This is a genomic window from Salipiger sp. PrR007, from assembly GCF_010499845.1.
Lineage (GTDB): Bacteria > Pseudomonadota > Alphaproteobacteria > Rhodobacterales > Rhodobacteraceae > Salipiger > Salipiger pacificus_A.
On sequence record NZ_JAAGOZ010000007.1, the window covers coordinates 40,982 to 57,781 of the forward strand.

Consider the following 16,800-nt stretch of genomic DNA (forward strand, 5'->3'; position numbering starts at 1 on the left):
CCCAGGTCCTTCCGACTGTCAGCGCTCCGATATACCGCCGCGCCTCGGCCCCCGCAATCCTGCACGAAGGGATAGGGTTAGGGCCGTGTGAGCCGCCGCCCAAATTTCGGGCGCCGGTCTTGACGCGCGCGCCGCCGCATCACTGCTGCTGCTGACCCGACTGCGCCGCGCTGACCGACACCTCGACCTCGAGATGCTCTTCCGGTGTCGCGCCCTGCACCAGCCCGCGGATCGGCGCGGCGTCGAGTGCGTCATACCCCGAGCCAAGCCGCACGTAGCGCTCGTCGGGGCAGCATTCGTTCGCAGCGTCGAAGCCGACCCAGCCGAGCTCGGGCACCCAGATCTCGACCCAGGCGTGGCTTGCCTCATGCGGGCTGCCGTCCTCGCTCGCCTGCAGGTAGCCGGTGACGTAGCGCGCCGGCATGTCGGCCACATGGGCGATGGAAATCAACGCGTGGGCGTGATCCTGACAGACGCCGACCCCGCCCGAGAGCGCCTCGGAAGCGGTTGTATGCGGCTTGGTCTCGCCCGGCTTATAGGCGATGGCGCCCGAGACGGCGCGGCTCAGCGCATGGGCGCGGTCGAGCGCGCCGGCGCCCTCCATGCCCTTGAGCGCCACCGCCGAGAGCGTCTTCAGCTCGGCATCCGCTTCGACCTGCCGGGTGTGGCGCAGGTAGGCCGAGGGCGGCACCCGCTCGCGGTGGCCACGCAGCACGCCGTAAAGATCGCTCGTGTCGACCTCGCCCGTCACCTCGACGGACAGCTCGGTCAGCGGCCCGCGCCAAGTGGCAAGGCGGATCACGTCGCCGGCGCCATCGACGAACTCCGCCCCGGTCTGGCCGCCGTGCGAGGTGACATGCCATGACAGGATGCGCTGGTTGTCGCAGCTCGCAGGCCAAAGCTTCTGCGACTGGACAATGCCGCGCACCGGCTCTTCAAACCGGTAGCGGGTGATATGACGGATCGAAAGTCTCATGCCGGCATTCCGCTCAGGTAGACCTCTTGCACCGTGGTCGCGACCTCGGCGTTGCGCGCCAGGAAGCGCGCGAGGAATTCGTGCAGCCCCTCCTCGAAGATCTCGTCGACGCTCGCTGCACGCAGATCGTCGAGCAACCTATGCGCCACCTCCTGCGCCGCCGTGGCAGTCTGGTAGCTCTCGGCGAGATTGTCGAGATGTTCGCAATACCACTGCACACAGGACCGCAGAGAGCGCGGGAAGCGATGGTTGAGGATCAGCAGGTGGGCGATCTTGGCGGCGGTGACCTCGCCCTGGTAGCTCCAGTTGAAGGCCCGCTGCGCGGTCATCGACTGCAGCAGCAAGGCCCATTGGCTTTGGTCCAGCCCGGAGCCGACGTAGTTCACCGACGGCAGCAGCACGTAGTATTTGACGTCGATCAGCCGGGCGGTGTTGTCGGCACGCTCGATGGTGGTGCCGATGCCCGAGAAATCATAGCCGTCATTGCGAAGCTGGGTCGACATGAAGGCGCCTCGGATCAACTGGCAAGCGCGCAAGGTCCATTCGCACAGATCGGTGACCATCAGCTTGCTGCGCTCGGTGCGGTGCAGCTGCTGCAGTTCCTGAAAGGCGCCATTGATCGCATCCCAGACCGGCGCCGTCAGCGCGGTGCGCACCACGCGGGCGTTCTCGCGCGCCGAGGAGAGGCAAGAATAGACAGACGAGGGGTTGTCGGAATCGAAGAACAGCCAGGTCTCGATATTGCGCTGGTTGGGTTCCTTGTACTTTTCGACGAAGGGCTCGAGCGTGCCCTTGGCCAGCAGCACGGCCTCCCAGTCGTTGCGGTAGCCGCCGGTGGCATTGGGCAGCAGCGCGTTGCGCGCGCCAACCTCAAGCAGGCGGGCGGTGGTTTCGGCGCGTTCGATGTAGCGCGCCATCCAGTAGAGATGTTCTGCAGTCCGGCTCAGCATGTGATCACTCCGCCAATACCCAGGTGTCCTTGACCCCGCCGCCCTGCGACGAGTTCACCACGAGCGAACCTTCGGTCAGCGCCACGCGGGTCAGCCCGCCCGGCACCAGTTCGATGGTCTCGCCAACGAGGCAATAGGGGCGCAGATCGACGTGGCGCGGCGCGATCCCCTCCTCGACAAAGGTGGGACAGGCCGAAAGCGCCAGCGTCGGCTGGGCAATGTAGTTGTCGGGGTTCTTGCGGATTTTCGCAGCAAAGGACTCGATGGTCGACTTGTCGGACTTCGGCCCCACCAGCATCCCGTAGCCGCCCGAGCCATGCACCTCCTTGACCACCAGCTCCGAGAGGTTCTCGAGCACGTATTTGCAGTCGTCGGGCTTGGCGCATTGCCAGGTCGGCACGTTCTCGAGGATCGGTTCCTCGCCGAGGTAGAAGCGGATCATTTCGGGGACGAAGGTGTAGATCGCCTTGTCGTCGGCGACGCCCGCCCCGGGGGCCGAGCAGATGGTCACCCCGCCCGAGCGATAGACGTTCATCAGGCCGGGCACGCCAAGCATGGAATCGGGACGGAAGCACAGCGGGTCGATGAAGGCATCGTCGATCCGGCGATAGATCACGTCGACCTTCCTGGGGCCCTCGGTGGTCTTCATCCAGACGAAGTCGCCCTCGACAAAAAGATCCTGCCCCTCGACCAGTTCGACGCCCATCAGGTCGGCCAGGAAGCTGTGCTCGTAATAGGCCGAGTTGAAATGGCCCGGAGTGAGGATGACGATGTTCGGCTCGCCCTGGCATTTCTGCGGCGCCACCGAGGCGAGGGTCTTCTTAAGCAGGCCGGCGTAGCCGTCGACCGGGCGTATGCGGTTTTCCATGAAGAGCTGCGGGAACATGCGCATCATGATCTCGCGGTTCTGCAGCATGTAGCTGACGCCCGACGGCGTGCGGCAATTGTCCTCGAGCACGTAGAACTGATCGGGCCCGGTGCGCACCAGATCGACGCCGACGATGTGGCTGAACACGCCGCGCGGCGGTCGAAAGCCGATGGCGGCCTTCTCGAAGGCCGCGTTGTTGGTCACCAGGTGCTCGGGGATCTTGCCCGCACGGATGATCTCGCGGCGGTCGTAGACATCGGCGAGGAAGGCGTTCAGCGCCGCCGCCCTCTGGCGCACCCCTCGGTCGAGCTTGCGCCACTCCTCGGCGGTCATCACGCGGGGAAACATGTCGAAGGGAATGAGCCGTTCCGGGTCGCCGCCCTCGCCGTAGACCGCGAAGGTGATGCCCACGCGCCGGAACAGCGCTTCGGCCTCGGACTGTTTCAGGCTTCGCAACTCGGCCGGCATCGACCGATACCATTTCTCCAGGTTCTGATAGGCCGAGCGAACCTGCTCGTCGTTCAACATCTCATTGAAAATCGCTGGCTTCGTGGCGCTCATGACAATCCCTTTGCTCTGAGGCTCACGTTCCCCGTTTCGCAGGCAGAGGAAAAGCCCCCCGCGTAGAAAAACGATCTCCACCCCATTTCGTCTGCCCAAAAAACCGGCAAATCAGCCGTCACGAATCTGATCTGCTAGGCATTCGCCTTGGTTTAGCCTGATAAGGCCCCTATTCCTCATACTTTCCGATTAATTTATTCGCAAAATCCTCCACCTATGCACAGGAATTAATCACGCCTTCCGAGCCGCCGTCCGCACCATGGAAAGCGCGTGGCGGGGCGTCACGCTTCCGTTATCCGAATGTAGCGCCAAACACCGGCGCGCCAACGGGGAGCCGCGGCGGAGCAAGCTCAAGAGGGCATCCGCCAATGGCACAACGATAATCGAAGCGGAGGAGGACCCGCGCAGATCCAAGGCCGGAAGAGCCGATACGCGAGGAGCTGGGACCCCGCTCTATAGGGATGTTGAACATGATAAAATCGATGAAACTTTCGACCGTGGCCGCGCTCGCCATGATCTCTGCGGGTGCGGTTTCGGCACAATCGGCAGACTGCCCGATCAAGGTCGGCGTGCTGCACTCGCTTTCCGGCACCATGGCGATTTCCGAAACCACCCTGAAAGACACCATGCTGATGCTGATCGACAAGCAGAACAAGGCCGGCGGCCTGCTGGGATGCCAGCTCGAAGCGGTGGTGAAGGACCCGGCCTCCGACTGGCCGCTCTTCGCCGAAAAGGCCCGCGAGCTGATCTCCAACGACGAGGTCGACGTGATCTTCGGCTCCTGGACCTCCGCCTCGCGCAAGGCGGTGCTGCCAGTGATCGAAGAGTTGAACGCGCTCTATTTCTACCCCGTCCAGTATGAGGGCGAGGAAAGCTCGAAGAACGTCTTCTACACCGGCGCCGCCCCGAACCAGCAGGCGATCCCGGCCACCGACTATTTCCTCGACGAGCTTGGCGTCGAGAAGTTCGCCCTGCTCGGAACCGACTACGTCTACCCGCGCACCACGAACCGCATCCTCGAGGCCTACCTGAAGTCGAAGGGCATCGCCGAGGAGGACATCTTCGTCAACTACACGCCCTTCGGCCACTCCGACTGGTCGACCATCGTGTCCGACGTCAAGGCGCTTGGCGCCGACGGCAAGCAGGTCGGCGTGATCTCGACGATCAACGGGGACGCGAACATCGGTTTCTACAAGGAACTGGCGGCGCAGGGCGTCTCGGCCGACGATATCCCGGTCGTCGCCTTCTCGGTGGGCGAAGAGGAACTCTCTGGCCTCGACACCTCGAACCTCGTTGGCCACCTCGCCGCCTGGAACTACTTCATGTCCGCCGAGGGCGAGGCCAACGCCGAGTTCATCAAGCAATGGCATGACTTCATCGGCGACGAGAAGCGCGTGACCAATGACCCGATGGAAGCCCATTACATCGGCTTCAACATGTGGGTGAACGCGGTCACCGCCGCCGAGACCACCGATGTCGACGCCGTGCGCGAGCACATGTGGGGCCAAGAGTTCCCGAACCTGACCGGCGGCACCGCGGAGATGGGCGTGAACCACCACCTGTCGAAGCCGGTTCTGATCGGCGAGATCCGCGCGGACGGGCAGTTCGACATCATTTCCTCGACCGATCCGGTCCCGGGCGATGCATGGACCGACTACCTGCCGGATTCCGCGGTGCTGGAATCCGATTGGAAAGACCTCGAGTGCGGCATGTACAACACCGAGACCAAGTCCTGCGTGCAGCTTCAGTCGAACTACTGATCTGAGCTGACCGGCGGCGGGCGCGCCCACACCCTGCGCGCCCGCCGCACCACGTTACCGAATTCCGCACTCTGTTCCCGGGGGCCGTCCATGCCGCGCGCGCTTCTCTCCGCTCTTGCGCTCCTGCTCTGTTTGACGCTGGCGCCGCCGATGGCCGCCGCGCAGGAGACCGGCCTCAAGGCCATTCTGCAGCAATACGCGGATGAGGTCGCCAAGCCCGGCCGCCAGACCGTGGACACGCTGATCGAGGCGCTGGTGTCCTCCGGCGATCCTGCCGTGCCCGCCTTCCTGCAGAACTGGGGCGACCGCGAGGTCTACCAACGCAAGACCGACGGGCAGTTCTTCTACGCCGAAAAGAGTGGCAGCGACTACGCGCTGAGCGATATCGTCACCGGACAGCCCGCCGGCACCGCCCCCAGCGCCGAGATCGACCAGGTCCGCCCCAACGGCGGCGTGCGCCGGGTGATCAGCACCGCGCTGGTGCAATTCCAGTTGTCGGATCCGAATGTCGCGAACCGCATCGCTGCGCTCGACGCCATTGCCCGCAGCCCCTCGGCAGAGCAGATCGAGCCGCTGCGCGCCTCGATCGAGACCGAAGAGGACCCCGGCATTCTGGCGCGCAAGAAACGCCTCGACGGCATGCTCACCGCCAGCTTCGGCGCCACGCCCGAGGCCCGCATCACCGCCATCGAGGCGCTGGCCTCCGAGCTCAGCGTCGACGTCCGCGCCGTGCTCAACCAGATCCTCACCACCCGTGCCGGCGTGGCCGAGACACTGCCCGAGGGCGCCAACATCGCGCGCGTCCTCACACCCGGCAAGGAGCTCACCGAAGCCGACGCCTACGCCCGGCTGGTCAGCGCCGAGCTTGCGCGGCCGGTGCAGAGCCGCGACCAGATCAAGGCCGCGCTGACCGCCAATCTCAGCGATGGCGCCGTCGCCGGCGTGCCGCTTGGCCAGCTCGTCTCGGAGGGCGCTCGCGCTCGCGCCTATGCGGCGCTCGCCGAGCAGGGTGTCGTGCCCGCCCGCGTGACCGAAGAGGACCGCAGGGCCGCTCTCTCGGACCATGTTTTCTACGAGGAATACCTCGAGCCCGACGCCGCCATCACCGAGGCGGCCGAGGCGGCGCTCGGCTCGGTGCGCACGCGCGTCGGCCTCTGGCAAGCGCTGGATTTCGGGCTCGACTCCCTCTCGCTGGCCTCGATCTACTTCCTCGCCGCCATCGGCCTCGCCATCACCTTCGGCGTCATGGGCGTCATCAACATGGCGCACGGCGAGTTCATCATGATGGGCGCCTATACCGGCTACGTGGTGCAGCAGATCATCCCCGACTACACGCTGTCGCTGATCGTCGCCCTGCCGCTGGCCTTTGTCATCACCTTCGCCGCCGGCGTGGCGATGGAGCGGCTGGTGATCCGCTGGCTCTACCACCGCCCGCTGGAAACGCTGCTGGCCACCTTCGGCATCTCCATCGCACTGCAGCAGCTTGCGAAGAACATCTTCGGCACCCAGGCCCGCCCGCTGACCTCGCCGCATTGGCTCGACGGAGCGTGGATCATCAACGACGTCGCAGGCATCGCCAATATCCGCATCGCGATCTTCGTGCTGGCGTTGGTCTTCCTCTGCCTGATCCTCTTCATCCTTAACCGCACCCGCATCGGCCTCGAGGTTCGCGCCGTCACCCAGAACCCCGGCATGGCTGCCTCGATGGGCATCAATCCCGACAAGATCAACATGCTGACCTTCGGCCTCGGCTCGGGCATCGCCGGCATCGCCGGTATCGCGATCGGCCTCTACGCGCAGGTCACCTCCGAGATGGGCGGCAACTACATCGTGCAGAGCTTCATGACCGTGGTCGTCGGCGGCGTCGGCAACGTCTGGGGAACACTCGCGGGCGCGGCGCTGATCGGCATCCTGCAGAAGGGCATCGAGTGGATGAACCCCAGCAACACGCTAGCGGCGCAGACCTACATGATCCTCTTCATCATTCTCTTCATCCAGGTCCGCCCCAAGGGCATCGTCGCCCTCAAGGGCCGCGCGGCGGGAGACTGACCATGCCGCGCAGCCAACACCCGCCCGTTCTTCTAGGCCGAAATATCCCGGGGGAGAGCCGCGCAGCGGCGCTGGGGCAGAGCCCCCAAGATCCCCGGCCCCAGGGAGCCAGCGCATGACCAGCTTCTTCGCCCGCAACAAATCCGCCGCCTGGTTCCTGCTGGCCCTCGCGTTCTTCGTGCTGCTGGTCACGGTCCTGGCCCCCGCAACCGGAACGGGGTTCCTGTCGACCTCCTTCGTCAAAACGCTGGGCAAGACGCTCTGCCTGATGCTGGTCGCGGTGGCGATGGACGTGGTCTGGGGCTACACCGGCATCCTCAGCCTTGGGCACATGGCCTTCTTCGGCCTCGGCGGCTACATGATCGGCATGTGGCTGATGTACGCCCGCACCGAGCTGATCATCGCCGAGAGCCTGCGCGCCGCGCCGATCCCTCCCACCCCCGAGGAAATCCACGACGCCATCGGTCAGCAAATCTTCGGCGTGGTCGGCAGCGCCGACTTCCCCTGGCTATGGGGCTTTGCGCACAGCTTCCCGCTGCAGCTTGCGATGGTGGTGCTTGTGCCGGGTGTCCTCGCGCTGGTCTTCGGCTGGCTCGCCTTCCGCAGCAGGGTCACCGGCGTCTATCTCTCGATCCTGACGCAGGCGATGACGCTGGCGCTCTCGCTCTACCTTTTCCAGAACGAGGCGGGCTTGCGCGGCAACAACGGGCTTTCCGGCCTGCAGAACCTGCCGGGGCTCGACGCGGTGCCGCAGGCGACGATCTCGATCTGGTTCTTCTGGGGATCTGCGCTGGCGCTCGGCCTTGGCTATCTGCTCTTCGCCTGGGTGGTCTCGGGCAAGATGGGCTCGGTGATCCGCGGCATTCGCGACAATGAAAACCGGGTGCGCTTCCTCGGCTACCATGTGGAAAGCTACAAGCTCTTCATCTTCACGCTGACCGGCATCGTCTCGGGGCTGGCCGGGGCGCTCTACTACCCGCAGGCGGGGATCATCAACCCCGCCGAGATCGCCCCCATCGCCTCGATCTACCTCGCGGTCTGGGTCGCCATCGGCGGCCGCGGGCGGCTCTACGGAGCGGCGCTCGGCGCCGCCGTGGTCTCGCTTCTGTCGAGCTGGTTCACCGGCGGCGGCGCGCCCAACATCAACCTCGGTTTCTACACCATCAACTGGACCGACTGGTGGCTGGTGCTGCTTGGTCTCAGCTTCGTGGCGGTGACGTTGCTGGCCCCCAAGGGGATCGGCGGGATCTTCGATCTTTTCACCCGCCGCCACGCGGTGCCCGAGCGGGTGGGCGATTTCGGCCCCGACAAGGGCGCGCGCCGCACGGTCGAAGGGGAGGAGGAGAAATGAAGACCCTGCTCGAGATGTCCGGCGTCTCCGTCAGCTTCGACGGGTTCAAGGCGATCAACAACCTCAGTTTCCGCATCGGCGAGCCTGAGCTGCGGGCGATCATCGGCCCGAACGGCGCGGGCAAGACCACCTTCATGGACATCATCACCGGCAAGACACGCCCCGACGAGGGCCGCGTTCTGTGGGGCGAGAAATCCGTCTCCTTGCTGAAGATGAGCGAAAGCCAGATCGCCCGCGCCGGCGTCGGGCGCAAGTTCCAGAAGCCCACCGTCTTCGAGGCGCAGACCGTGCGCGAGAACCTCGCCATGGCGCTGAAGAACAAGCGCGGACCCTTTGACGTGCTGTTCCACAGCAAGACGAAAGCCGGGGCCGAGCGGATCGAGGCGATCGCCGCCGAGATCGGCCTGTCCGACCAGCTCGGCCGCGTCTCTGGCGAGCTCAGCCACGGCCAGAAGCAATGGCTCGAAATCGGCATGCTGCTGGCGCAGGACCCGCGGCTGCTGCTGGTCGACGAGCCCGCCGCCGGGATGACCCCGGCGGAGCGGGAGCACACCACCGACCTTTTGCGCCGCGCGGCGCAGAAACACGCGGTGGTGGTGGTCGAACACGACATGGAATTCGTGCGCCGGCTCGATTGCAAGGTGACGGTGCTCTGCGAGGGCGCGGTGCTGGCCGAGGGCTCGCTCGATCACGTCACCACCAACCAGGACGTCATCGACGTCTACCTCGGACGATGAAGACACGCGCGAAACCGCAACGTCCCGCGAAGGACGTTGCAGATCTCGTCGAAGAGTTTTGCGGACGGAGCGAGACGCCATGCTGAAGGTCGAAAACCTCACCCTGCACTACGGGCAGAGCCAGATCCTGCACGGGATCAGCCTCGGGGCGGAGCCCGGCAAGGTCACCGCGGTGATGGGCACGAACGGCGTGGGCAAGACCTCGCTGCTCAAGGCGATCGCCGGGCGCCACCCCTATTCCAGCGGCACGATCAGCCTCGACGGCACGCCGCTGCAGCACCTCAACGCCTATCAGGCGGCCCGCGCCGGCATCGCCTACGTGCCGCAGGGGCGCGAGATCTTCCCGCTGATGACCGTGCAGGAAAACCTCGAGTCCGGCTTTGCGTGCCTCGAGCGCTCCGAGCGGGGCGTGCCGGCGCATATCTTCGAGCTTTTCCCCATTCTCAAGGACTTCCTGCAGCGCCGCGGCGGTGATCTGTCGGGCGGCCAGCAGCAGCAGCTGGCCATTGCCCGCGCGCTGATCACCCGGCCACGTGTGCTGCTCCTCGACGAGCCAACCGAGGGGATCCAGCCCAACATCATCCAGCAGATCGGTCGGGTCATCGCGCAGCTGCGCGACCAGGGCGACATGGCGGTCGTGCTGGTCGAGCAATACTTCGATTTCACCTGGGGGCTCGCCGACAGCTTCTACGCGGTCACGCGGGGCACTGTGTCGCTTTCCGGACAGGCCGGGGAGATCGATCGCGAGGCACTGCTCGAAAAAGTCTCAATCTGACCCGGAAACCCGGTAAGTTGCTGCATTGCGGCGTCTTTTTTCCTTGCCTAAAGCGGTTTGAGTCCCAAGTCTCGCCTAAGAGATTGTTCAACTGTTTATGGTTGTGAAGGGGTTTTCCAGGGAGGAGGTCTTGCTGCATTGCGGCAACTGCGCGCGAAAGCGCGCCCGCCCTTTTCCATGCTTTGCGCATCTTGCGCCCATCCCCTTCCGCCCGCTGGTTTGACGACCAACATGAGGAGGAAGACGATGACACCCATCAAACGCCGAGTTCTCGGCGGCACCGCCATGGCGTTGGCGCTGACCGCCGGGATGGCCCAGGCCGACACCATCCGGTTCTGGACCATCGAGGAGCAGCCCGAGCGGCTGGCCAAACAGGAGGCGATGGCCAAGGCCTTCACCGAAGCGACCGGGCATGAGGTCGAAGTGATCCCTGTCACCGAAAGCGAGATGGGCACCCGCGCCACCGCCGCCTTCGCCGCAGGCGACATGCCCGATGTCATCTACCACCCGCTGTCCTACGCCCTGCCCTGGGCCGAGGCCGGGATCCTCGACCCCGATGCCGCCACCGACGTGATCGAGGAGCTTGGCGGCGCCACCTTCGCGCCCGGCGCGCTGAAGATGGCGGAGTTCGACGACGGTTTCGCCTCGGTGCCTGCCGACGGCTGGACGCAGATGATCATCTACCGAAAGGATCTCTTCGAAGAGGCCGGGCTCGAGCCGCCGACCAGCTACGCCAACGTCGAAGCCGCGCTCGAGAAGCTGCACAACCCGCCCGAGATGTATGGCTTCGTCGCCGCCACAAAGGTCGACGAGGCTTTCATGAGCCAGGTGCTCGAACATGTCTTCCTCGCCAACGGCGTCTCGCCGGTCGGGCCGGACGGGGTTGCGGAGCTCGACGAGGCCGCGACCACCGAGGTCCTGGACTTCTACAAGGCCATCGCCAAGGCTTCGCCCCCGGGCGATCTGTTCTGGGAGCAGGCCCGCACGATCTACTTCTCAGGCAACACCGCGATGACCATCTGGTCGCCCTTCATCCTCGACGAACTGGCCGGCCTGCGCGACAGCGCGCCGCCCACCATCAATGATGACCCGACCTCGGCCGAGCTGGCCGGCAAGACCGGCATCGTCACCAATTTCTCCGGCCCCTCTAATCCCGACGGCGCCGCCTTTGCCGAGCTGAACTTCCTCGGCATCACTGGCGATGCCAACACGGGCGTCGCCGAGGAGTTCGTCAAGTTCTCGATGGACGAGGGCTATCTCGATACGCTGGCCATCGCCCCCGAGGGCAAGTTCCCGGTCCGCCGGGGCACCGACGACGACCCCGAGCTCTTCGTAAAGGAATGGGGCAAGCTGCCGGTCGGCGTCGACCGCCAGGCCTCGCTCACCGACCTCTACGGCGAAGAGACCGTGGACGAACTGGTCGCCGGTCTCGACGTGGCGCAGCGCTGGGGCGCCGACGTGGGCCAGATGGCGCTGGCCTCGAAGATGGTCAACAGCCAGGTCGTGAACCGCGTGGTCCGCGCCTACATCGACGACGAGATCGATGCCGCCGCGGCCGTCAGCCAGCTCAACGAGGAACTCGGCGCGATCCAGTAGCCAAGGGCCATTTCGGGGCGCCGCCGAGGCGCCCCGCTTCTCTTTCCGACGTGCAAGACCGGAGGGTGTCCATGACGGAACCCGTTCCACCCAACACGGCCCGCCCGCCCAGGGGTATGGGCCCGCTCGCCCGCCGCGAGGCGCGGCTTGCTTGGGGCCTGCTGATGCCGACGCTGATCGCCGTGGCGCTGGTGGTGATCCTGCCGCTGCTGGCGGTCTTCTGGATTGCCTTCAAGCCCATCGGCCTCGCCGAGCTGCGCCCGCCCGCGCCGGTGGTGCGCGAGGACATCCGCGGCGACCTCGAGGAGGGCGACCCGGACGCCTACCTGCGCTACCGGCTGCGCAATTCCTCGCAGGACCAGAGGATCACCGGCGTCACCCTCACCGACAGCTGGCCCGAGGGGCTGAGCGCCACCGAGATGGACCCGCGCTGCACGCTTGAGGGCGCCACGCTGAGCTGCAATCTCGGCGACTGGGAGGGCGGCTTCCGCGATCAGATCCGTATTCCCGTCACCGCCGATCCCTCCTATTTCGAGGGTCCCGACGTGGAGGCGAGCGCCCCCGTGATCACCGGCAGCGCGAACAACGTCCTCACTTCCTTCTCGAGCTTCACGCTGGAGAATTTCGCCCGGATCTTCCAGGGCTCGGAATTCTGGTCGGTGCTGGGAGTGACCCTCTTCTACACCGTCTTCGGCACCGCGGGCGCGTTGATCTTCGGGCTGTTCGCCGCCTTGCTCCTCGACAAGAGCTTCACCGGACAGGGCCTGCTGCGCGGGCTCTACCTCTTTCCCTACGTCGCCCCGGTGATCGCTGTCGCCTTCGCCTGGATCCTGCTGTTCGATCCCTACTCCGGCTCGGCCAACGCGCTGCTGATGCAGATGGGGGTGACGTCGCAGGCGATCAACTTCTTCGGCGAGCGCCCCCTGGCGCTGATCATGGTCACGCTCTTCGAGGTCTGGCGCTACTTCCCGCTGTCGTTCCTGTTCATCCTCGCGCGCATGCAGTCGATCGACACCGACATGTACGAGGCCGCCGACATGGACGGCGCTTCGCCCTTCCAGAAATTCCGCTACCTGTCGCTGCCGCAGCTTCTTGGGATCCTGTCGGTGCTGTTCCTGCTGCGCTTCATCTGGACCTTCAACAAGTTCGACGACATCTTCCTGCTCACCGGCGGCAACGCCGGCACCCGCGTTCTGACGGTCAATGTCTACGAGCAGGCGTTTGCCCTGTCGAACATCGGCGCGGGCGCGGCGGTGGCGGTGGTGATCTTCTTGATGCTGATCCTCTTCTCGCTGTTCTTCTTCCGCGTGATGAGCCGGGAGGAGGGGTTGTGATGCGCGTCTGCTCTCTCTCAAGGCCCGAGGCCGGCGGCGGGCCGGGCGCCGCCCCCCGGACATCTGTCTCTAGACGAAGCAGGGGCACATCATGAACACTTTCCGCATCGGATATGTCACCGCGCTCTTGCTGGGCGCACTTTGGTGCCTGATCATCGCCACCACCGTGGCCGTCGCCATGAGCTTTGCCACCGGCGCAGGGTTTCGCCCCGTCTGGCTGGCGCTGCCACTGGGGGCGCTGATGGGGCTGGCCTGCCTGCGCTGGGGTGGGCACGGACGGCCCTTGCTGCCCGCGGCGCTGGCGCTTGCGATGCTCGGCCTCGCGGCGCTGTCCGGTCTGGCCCCGCTGGCCATCGCCCCAGAGGCCTCGGGTCCGGCGCGCTGGACCGGGCTGATCGCGGCCACGGGCTTTACAGCGCTTGGCATGTGGAAGATCCTCGAGAAGACGCCCGAAGGCGCGCTCACCCGCCATGTCTTCGAGGCGGCGGTGATCCGCTTCCTGACCGGCTTTGGCTACATCTTCTTCACCGCCATCGTGGTCATCCCCTTCTACGTGATGGTGATGACCTCGCTGAAGAACCAGGCGGCGCTGGTTCAGAACCCGCTGGATTTCTCGCTCGACCTGAGCCAGGGGCTCGGCCTCTTCCGGTCGTACGTCGAGCTGATGCGGGACTACAACTTCGGCAGCTATCTCTGGACGTCCTTCTACGTGTCGGTGCTCACGGTGCTGATCACCCTCGCCTTCGCCATCCCCGGCGCCTATGCCGTGGCGCGGCTGCGCTTCCGGGGCCAGAAGGTCTTTTCGCGCTCGATCCTGCTGATCTACATGGTGCCGATGATCGTGCTGGCGCTGCCGATCTACATCGCCTTCTCGATGACCGGGCTGCGCAACACCCTCTTCGGCATCGTGCTGATCTACCCGGTCACCACCATCCCCGTGGCGCTCTACATGCTGCAGGGCTACTTCCGCGGCCTGCCGTCGGAGGTCGAGGAGGCGGGGCTGATGGACGGGCTGTCGCGGCTCAAGGTGATCTGGACGATCACCCTGCCGCTGTCGCTGCCGGCACTGGCCTCGGTCTCGCTCTACGTATTCATGATCGCCTGGAACGAGTTCCTGCTGGCCTTCATGCTGCTCGACGATCCGGGCAAGTTCACCCTGACCCGCGGCATCGCTTCGCTGAACTCCTCGGAGGTGCCCCGGCAGCACCTGATGGCCGGTTCGGTGATCGCCACGGTGCCGATCATGGTGCTGTTCCTGGGGCTCGAGCGTTTCATGACCAAGGGGCTGACCGCCGGATCGGTGAAAGGATGAGCGGCGCCGAGGCGCCCTCTGCAAGACTGATGAGGAAAGACTGACATGGCTGGCATCGAGCTGAAATCCGTCGAGAAATGGTACGGCGGCGCGCAGGTGATCAAGGGCGTGGATCTTGCCGTGGAGGAAGGCGAGTTCGTCATCTTCGTCGGCCCCTCCGGCTGCGGCAAGTCCACGCTCCTGCGGATGATCGCCGGACTCGAGGAGACCTCGCGCGGGCAGATCGTCATCGGCGGCCGCGACGCCACCGCCGAGCCCCCCGCCGAACGCGGACTTGCGATGGTGTTTCAGAGCTACGCGCTCTACCCGCATATGTCAGTGCGGGAAAACATGGGCTTCTCGCTGAAGTCGGCGGGCGCGCCGAAGCAGGAGATCACCGACAAGGTCGACGAGGCCGCACGGGTGTTGAAGCTCGAGCCGCTGCTCGAGCGGCGCCCCAAGGACCTTTCGGGCGGGCAGCGCCAGCGCGTCGCCATCGGCCGCTCGATCGTGCGCGACCCCACGGCCTTTCTGTTCGACGAGCCGCTGTCGAACCTCGACGCGGCGCTGCGGGTGGAGATGCGTTACGAGATTGCCAAGCTGCACCAGGCGCTCGGCGCCACGATGATCTACGTCACCCACGACCAGGTCGAGGCGATGACCCTTGCCGACCGTATCGTGGTTCTGGAAGCCGGGAAGATCAGCCAGGTCGGCAGCCCGCGCGAGCTCTACGAACGGCCCGGCAACCTCTTCGTCGCGCAGTTCATCGGCTCGCCGAAGATGAACGTGATGCCCGCGGATGTGGAGGGGTTGCGCCTGTCCGAGCCCATGCCCCCAGCCGCCCGGCACCTCGGCATCCGCCCCGAGCACATCACACTGACCGGCCCCGGCGAGGGCCAGCTCGACGGCACGGTGGACGTGCTCGAGTACCTTGGCGCCGACACCTATGTGATCGTCGACTGTGGCGCCGCGGGAAAACTCACGGTGCGGGCCATCGGCAGCACCGCGCTGACCCCCGGCGCGCCCTGCGGCCTTGGCTTCGCGCCCGCGCAGATCCACGCCTTCGACGCCGGCGGCCTCGCGCTCCGCTGAGGGGTCTTCTGCACCAAAGCCTCAACGGGGTGTCCGCGCCAACGGACGGGGGCAACGCCTCCAAACGCACCGCTTGCCGCAAGCCCCGCCCGCGTGTCATCAATATCCCACCGAGGGGGAGGAGAGGACGATGCGCAGGATGGGCATGGCGCTGGTGGGGCTGACCCTGCTGGCCGGCGGCACCGCGGCGGAGACGCGCCTGCCGCGCGCGGTGAACGATGCGGATTACGTTGAGACGGGCGCCGAAGAGGTCGCGCTTGGGCAGCTGCTCTTCTACGACCCGCTGCTTTCGGGCAACCGCAATATCGCCTGCGCCACCTGCCACCATCCGCGATTTGCCACCTCGGACGGATTGAGCCTCGGGATCGGCGAGGGCGGAATCGGGCTCGGACCGGAGCGCCACGTCACTGCCGAGGACACCCCCGAGCAGCGCATCCCGCGCAACGCAACGGCGCTTTTCAACCTCGGAGCGCATGAGTTCACCACCCTCTTCCACGATGGACGGATCGAAGCAGACCCGTCGCGCCCCGGTGGCCTTCGGACACCGATGGCCGAGGACATGGAGCAGGGCTTCTCGGGCGTGCTTTCGGCCCAGACGATGTTCCCGGTGCTTTCGCCCGACGAGATGGCGGGGCATTACTCCGAAAGCGACGTCTCCAAGGCAGTGCGGTCAGGGCGGATCACCGGCGACGGCGGAGCCTGGGACATCATCTCGCGGCGGGTCGCGGCGGTTCCGGACTATGCCGCGCGCTTCGAGGCGGTCTACCCGCATGTGGCGCAGGGCAGGCCAATCCACTTCACCGACATCTCCAACGCCATTGCCGCCTTCGTCGCCTTCGAGTGGCGCTCCGACGACAGCCCCTTCGACGCGGCACTGCGCGGCGAGACGACGCTGGCCGGCGCCGCGGCAGAGGGGGCGGCGCTCTTCTACGGGCAAGCCGGCTGCGTGGAGTGCCACTCCGGCCCCTTCCTCACCGACCACGACTTCCACGCCATGGGCGCGCCGCAGCTCGGGCCAGGCAAGGCCGAGCGGTTCGAACACCACGCGCGGGACGACGGGCGGATGCGGGTCACCGGACGCGCGGAGGATCGCTTCGCCTTTCGCACGCCCTCGCTGCGCAATGTCCTGCAGACCGGGCCCTGGGGCCACGCGGGCGGGCATGACGATCTGGCGGACTTTGTCGCCGACCACGCGGCGCGGGCCGAGGGGCTGGGCGGATACGCCCGCCATGTGGTCCTGCCCGAACTGCCGGAGACCAAGCCCGATTGGACGGTGATGGACGACCCGAATGAGGTTCAGGCGCTGGTGGCCGCAGCCGGACCGGGCACGTCGCTGACCGCCGGTGAAATCGAGGCGCTCATGGCCTTTCTTGAAACGCTGTCCGATCCCGTGGCGCTGTCGGGACGCCTTGGCGTTCCGCACACCGTGCCCTCGGGGCTGCCGGTGGACCGCTGACAGA

General features: G+C 66.0%; 13 protein-coding genes. 10 read left to right on the forward strand and 3 right to left on the reverse strand.

Translation table 11 applies throughout. The features are described from left to right. Positions 1-139: 139 nt before the first annotated feature. From G0Q01_RS00180 to G0Q01_RS00190, 3 genes are read right to left on the reverse strand one after another with little or no spacing between them, the layout of a single operon-like run. Positions 140-976, reverse strand: a complete 837-nt coding sequence (locus G0Q01_RS00180; RefSeq protein WP_164212910.1) for a transglutaminase family protein — start codon at positions 974-976, stop codon at positions 140-142. Beyond that, the gene (locus G0Q01_RS00185; RefSeq protein WP_108968469.1) at positions 973-1,926 is read right to left on the reverse strand and encodes an alpha-E domain-containing protein; all 954 of its coding nucleotides are present in this window, start codon (positions 1,924-1,926) and stop codon (positions 973-975) included. Before G0Q01_RS00185 ends, G0Q01_RS00180 begins: the two co-directional genes overlap by 4 nt. 4 nt (positions 1,927-1,930) lie before the next feature. Beyond that, a complete protein-coding gene (locus G0Q01_RS00190; protein WP_164212911.1) occupies positions 1,931-3,355 on the reverse strand; it encodes a circularly permuted type 2 ATP-grasp protein in 1,425 nt (474 codons plus the stop codon). 470 nt (positions 3,356-3,825) lie between these two features. On the opposite strand from G0Q01_RS00190, the gene urtA reads away from it, so the two are divergent. The 10 genes from urtA to G0Q01_RS00240 all read left to right on the forward strand — a co-directional run bounded on the left by urtA (position 3,826) and on the right by G0Q01_RS00240 (position 16,796). Continuing rightward, positions 3,826-5,115: an urea ABC transporter substrate-binding protein gene (gene urtA / locus G0Q01_RS00195; protein ID WP_164189431.1), complete on the forward strand. Its 1,290-nt coding sequence runs from the start codon at positions 3,826-3,828 to the stop codon at positions 5,113-5,115. A gap of 90 nt (positions 5,116-5,205) precedes the next feature. Further along, positions 5,206-7,164 (forward strand): urea ABC transporter permease subunit UrtB, encoded by a 1,959-nt coding sequence (urtB, locus tag G0Q01_RS00200; RefSeq protein ID WP_164212912.1) that lies wholly within the window; start codon positions 5,206-5,208, stop codon positions 7,162-7,164. Positions 7,165-7,279: 115 nt separating this feature from the next. Next, complete coding sequence (gene urtC / locus G0Q01_RS00205; RefSeq protein ID WP_164189435.1) at positions 7,280-8,515, forward strand: urea ABC transporter permease subunit UrtC; 1,236 nt, start codon at positions 7,280-7,282, stop codon at positions 8,513-8,515. After that, a complete protein-coding gene (urtD, locus tag G0Q01_RS00210) occupies positions 8,512-9,252 on the forward strand; it encodes an urea ABC transporter ATP-binding protein UrtD (protein ID WP_164189437.1) in 741 nt (246 codons plus the stop codon). The genes urtC and urtD overlap by 4 nt, the downstream gene beginning before the upstream one ends. A 79-nt stretch (positions 9,253-9,331) precedes the next feature. Further along, positions 9,332-10,027, forward strand: coding sequence for an urea ABC transporter ATP-binding subunit UrtE (gene urtE, locus G0Q01_RS00215; RefSeq protein ID WP_164189439.1), 696 nt, complete (start codon positions 9,332-9,334; stop codon positions 10,025-10,027). A gap of 246 nt (positions 10,028-10,273) precedes the next feature. After that, a complete protein-coding gene (locus G0Q01_RS00220; RefSeq protein WP_164189441.1) occupies positions 10,274-11,623 on the forward strand; it encodes an ABC transporter substrate-binding protein in 1,350 nt (449 codons plus the stop codon). 71 nt (positions 11,624-11,694) lie between these two features. Further along, on the forward strand, positions 11,695-12,957 hold the full coding sequence (locus G0Q01_RS00225; protein ID WP_164189443.1) for a carbohydrate ABC transporter permease: 1,263 nt from the start codon (positions 11,695-11,697) through the stop codon (positions 12,955-12,957). Positions 12,958-13,048: 91 nt separating this feature from the next. After that, positions 13,049-14,269 (forward strand): carbohydrate ABC transporter permease, encoded by a 1,221-nt coding sequence (locus tag G0Q01_RS00230; RefSeq protein ID WP_164189446.1) that lies wholly within the window; start codon positions 13,049-13,051, stop codon positions 14,267-14,269. Positions 14,270-14,314: 45 nt separating this feature from the next. Further along, entirely contained in the window at positions 14,315-15,340 is a 1,026-nt protein-coding gene (locus G0Q01_RS00235; protein WP_164189448.1) for an ABC transporter ATP-binding protein, read from the forward strand. A gap of 130 nt (positions 15,341-15,470) precedes the next feature. Next, positions 15,471-16,796: a cytochrome-c peroxidase gene (locus tag G0Q01_RS00240; RefSeq protein ID WP_370457146.1), complete on the forward strand. Its 1,326-nt coding sequence runs from the start codon at positions 15,471-15,473 to the stop codon at positions 16,794-16,796. Positions 16,797-16,800 lie beyond the last annotated feature (4 nt).

Bases quoted from the DNA above. Each gene is read 5' to 3' on its own strand.
- G0Q01_RS00185 (WP_108968469.1), bottom strand. From the start codon at position 1,926: ATGCTGAGCCGGACTGCAGAACATCTCTACTGGATGGCGCGCTACATC.
- urtD (WP_164189437.1), top strand. From the start codon at position 8,512: ATGAAGACCCTGCTCGAGATGTCCGGCGTCTCCGTCAGCTTCGACGGG.
- urtC (WP_164189435.1), top strand. From the start codon at position 7,280: ATGACCAGCTTCTTCGCCCGCAACAAATCCGCCGCCTGGTTCCTGCTG.
- G0Q01_RS00235 (WP_164189448.1), top strand. From the start codon at position 14,315: ATGGCTGGCATCGAGCTGAAATCCGTCGAGAAATGGTACGGCGGCGCG.
- G0Q01_RS00180 (WP_164212910.1), bottom strand. From the start codon at position 976: ATGAGACTTTCGATCCGTCATATCACCCGCTACCGGTTTGAAGAGCCG.
- urtA (WP_164189431.1), top strand. From the start codon at position 3,826: ATGATAAAATCGATGAAACTTTCGACCGTGGCCGCGCTCGCCATGATC.
- G0Q01_RS00225 (WP_164189443.1), top strand. From the start codon at position 11,695: ATGACGGAACCCGTTCCACCCAACACGGCCCGCCCGCCCAGGGGTATG.
- urtE (WP_164189439.1), top strand. From the start codon at position 9,332: ATGCTGAAGGTCGAAAACCTCACCCTGCACTACGGGCAGAGCCAGATC.
- G0Q01_RS00220 (WP_164189441.1), top strand. From the start codon at position 10,274: ATGACACCCATCAAACGCCGAGTTCTCGGCGGCACCGCCATGGCGTTG.
- G0Q01_RS00240 (WP_370457146.1), top strand. From the start codon at position 15,471: ATGCGCAGGATGGGCATGGCGCTGGTGGGGCTGACCCTGCTGGCCGGC.
- G0Q01_RS00190 (WP_164212911.1), bottom strand. From the start codon at position 3,355: ATGAGCGCCACGAAGCCAGCGATTTTCAATGAGATGTTGAACGACGAG.
- urtB (WP_164212912.1), top strand. From the start codon at position 5,206: ATGCCGCGCGCGCTTCTCTCCGCTCTTGCGCTCCTGCTCTGTTTGACG.
- G0Q01_RS00230 (WP_164189446.1), top strand. From the start codon at position 13,049: ATGAACACTTTCCGCATCGGATATGTCACCGCGCTCTTGCTGGGCGCA.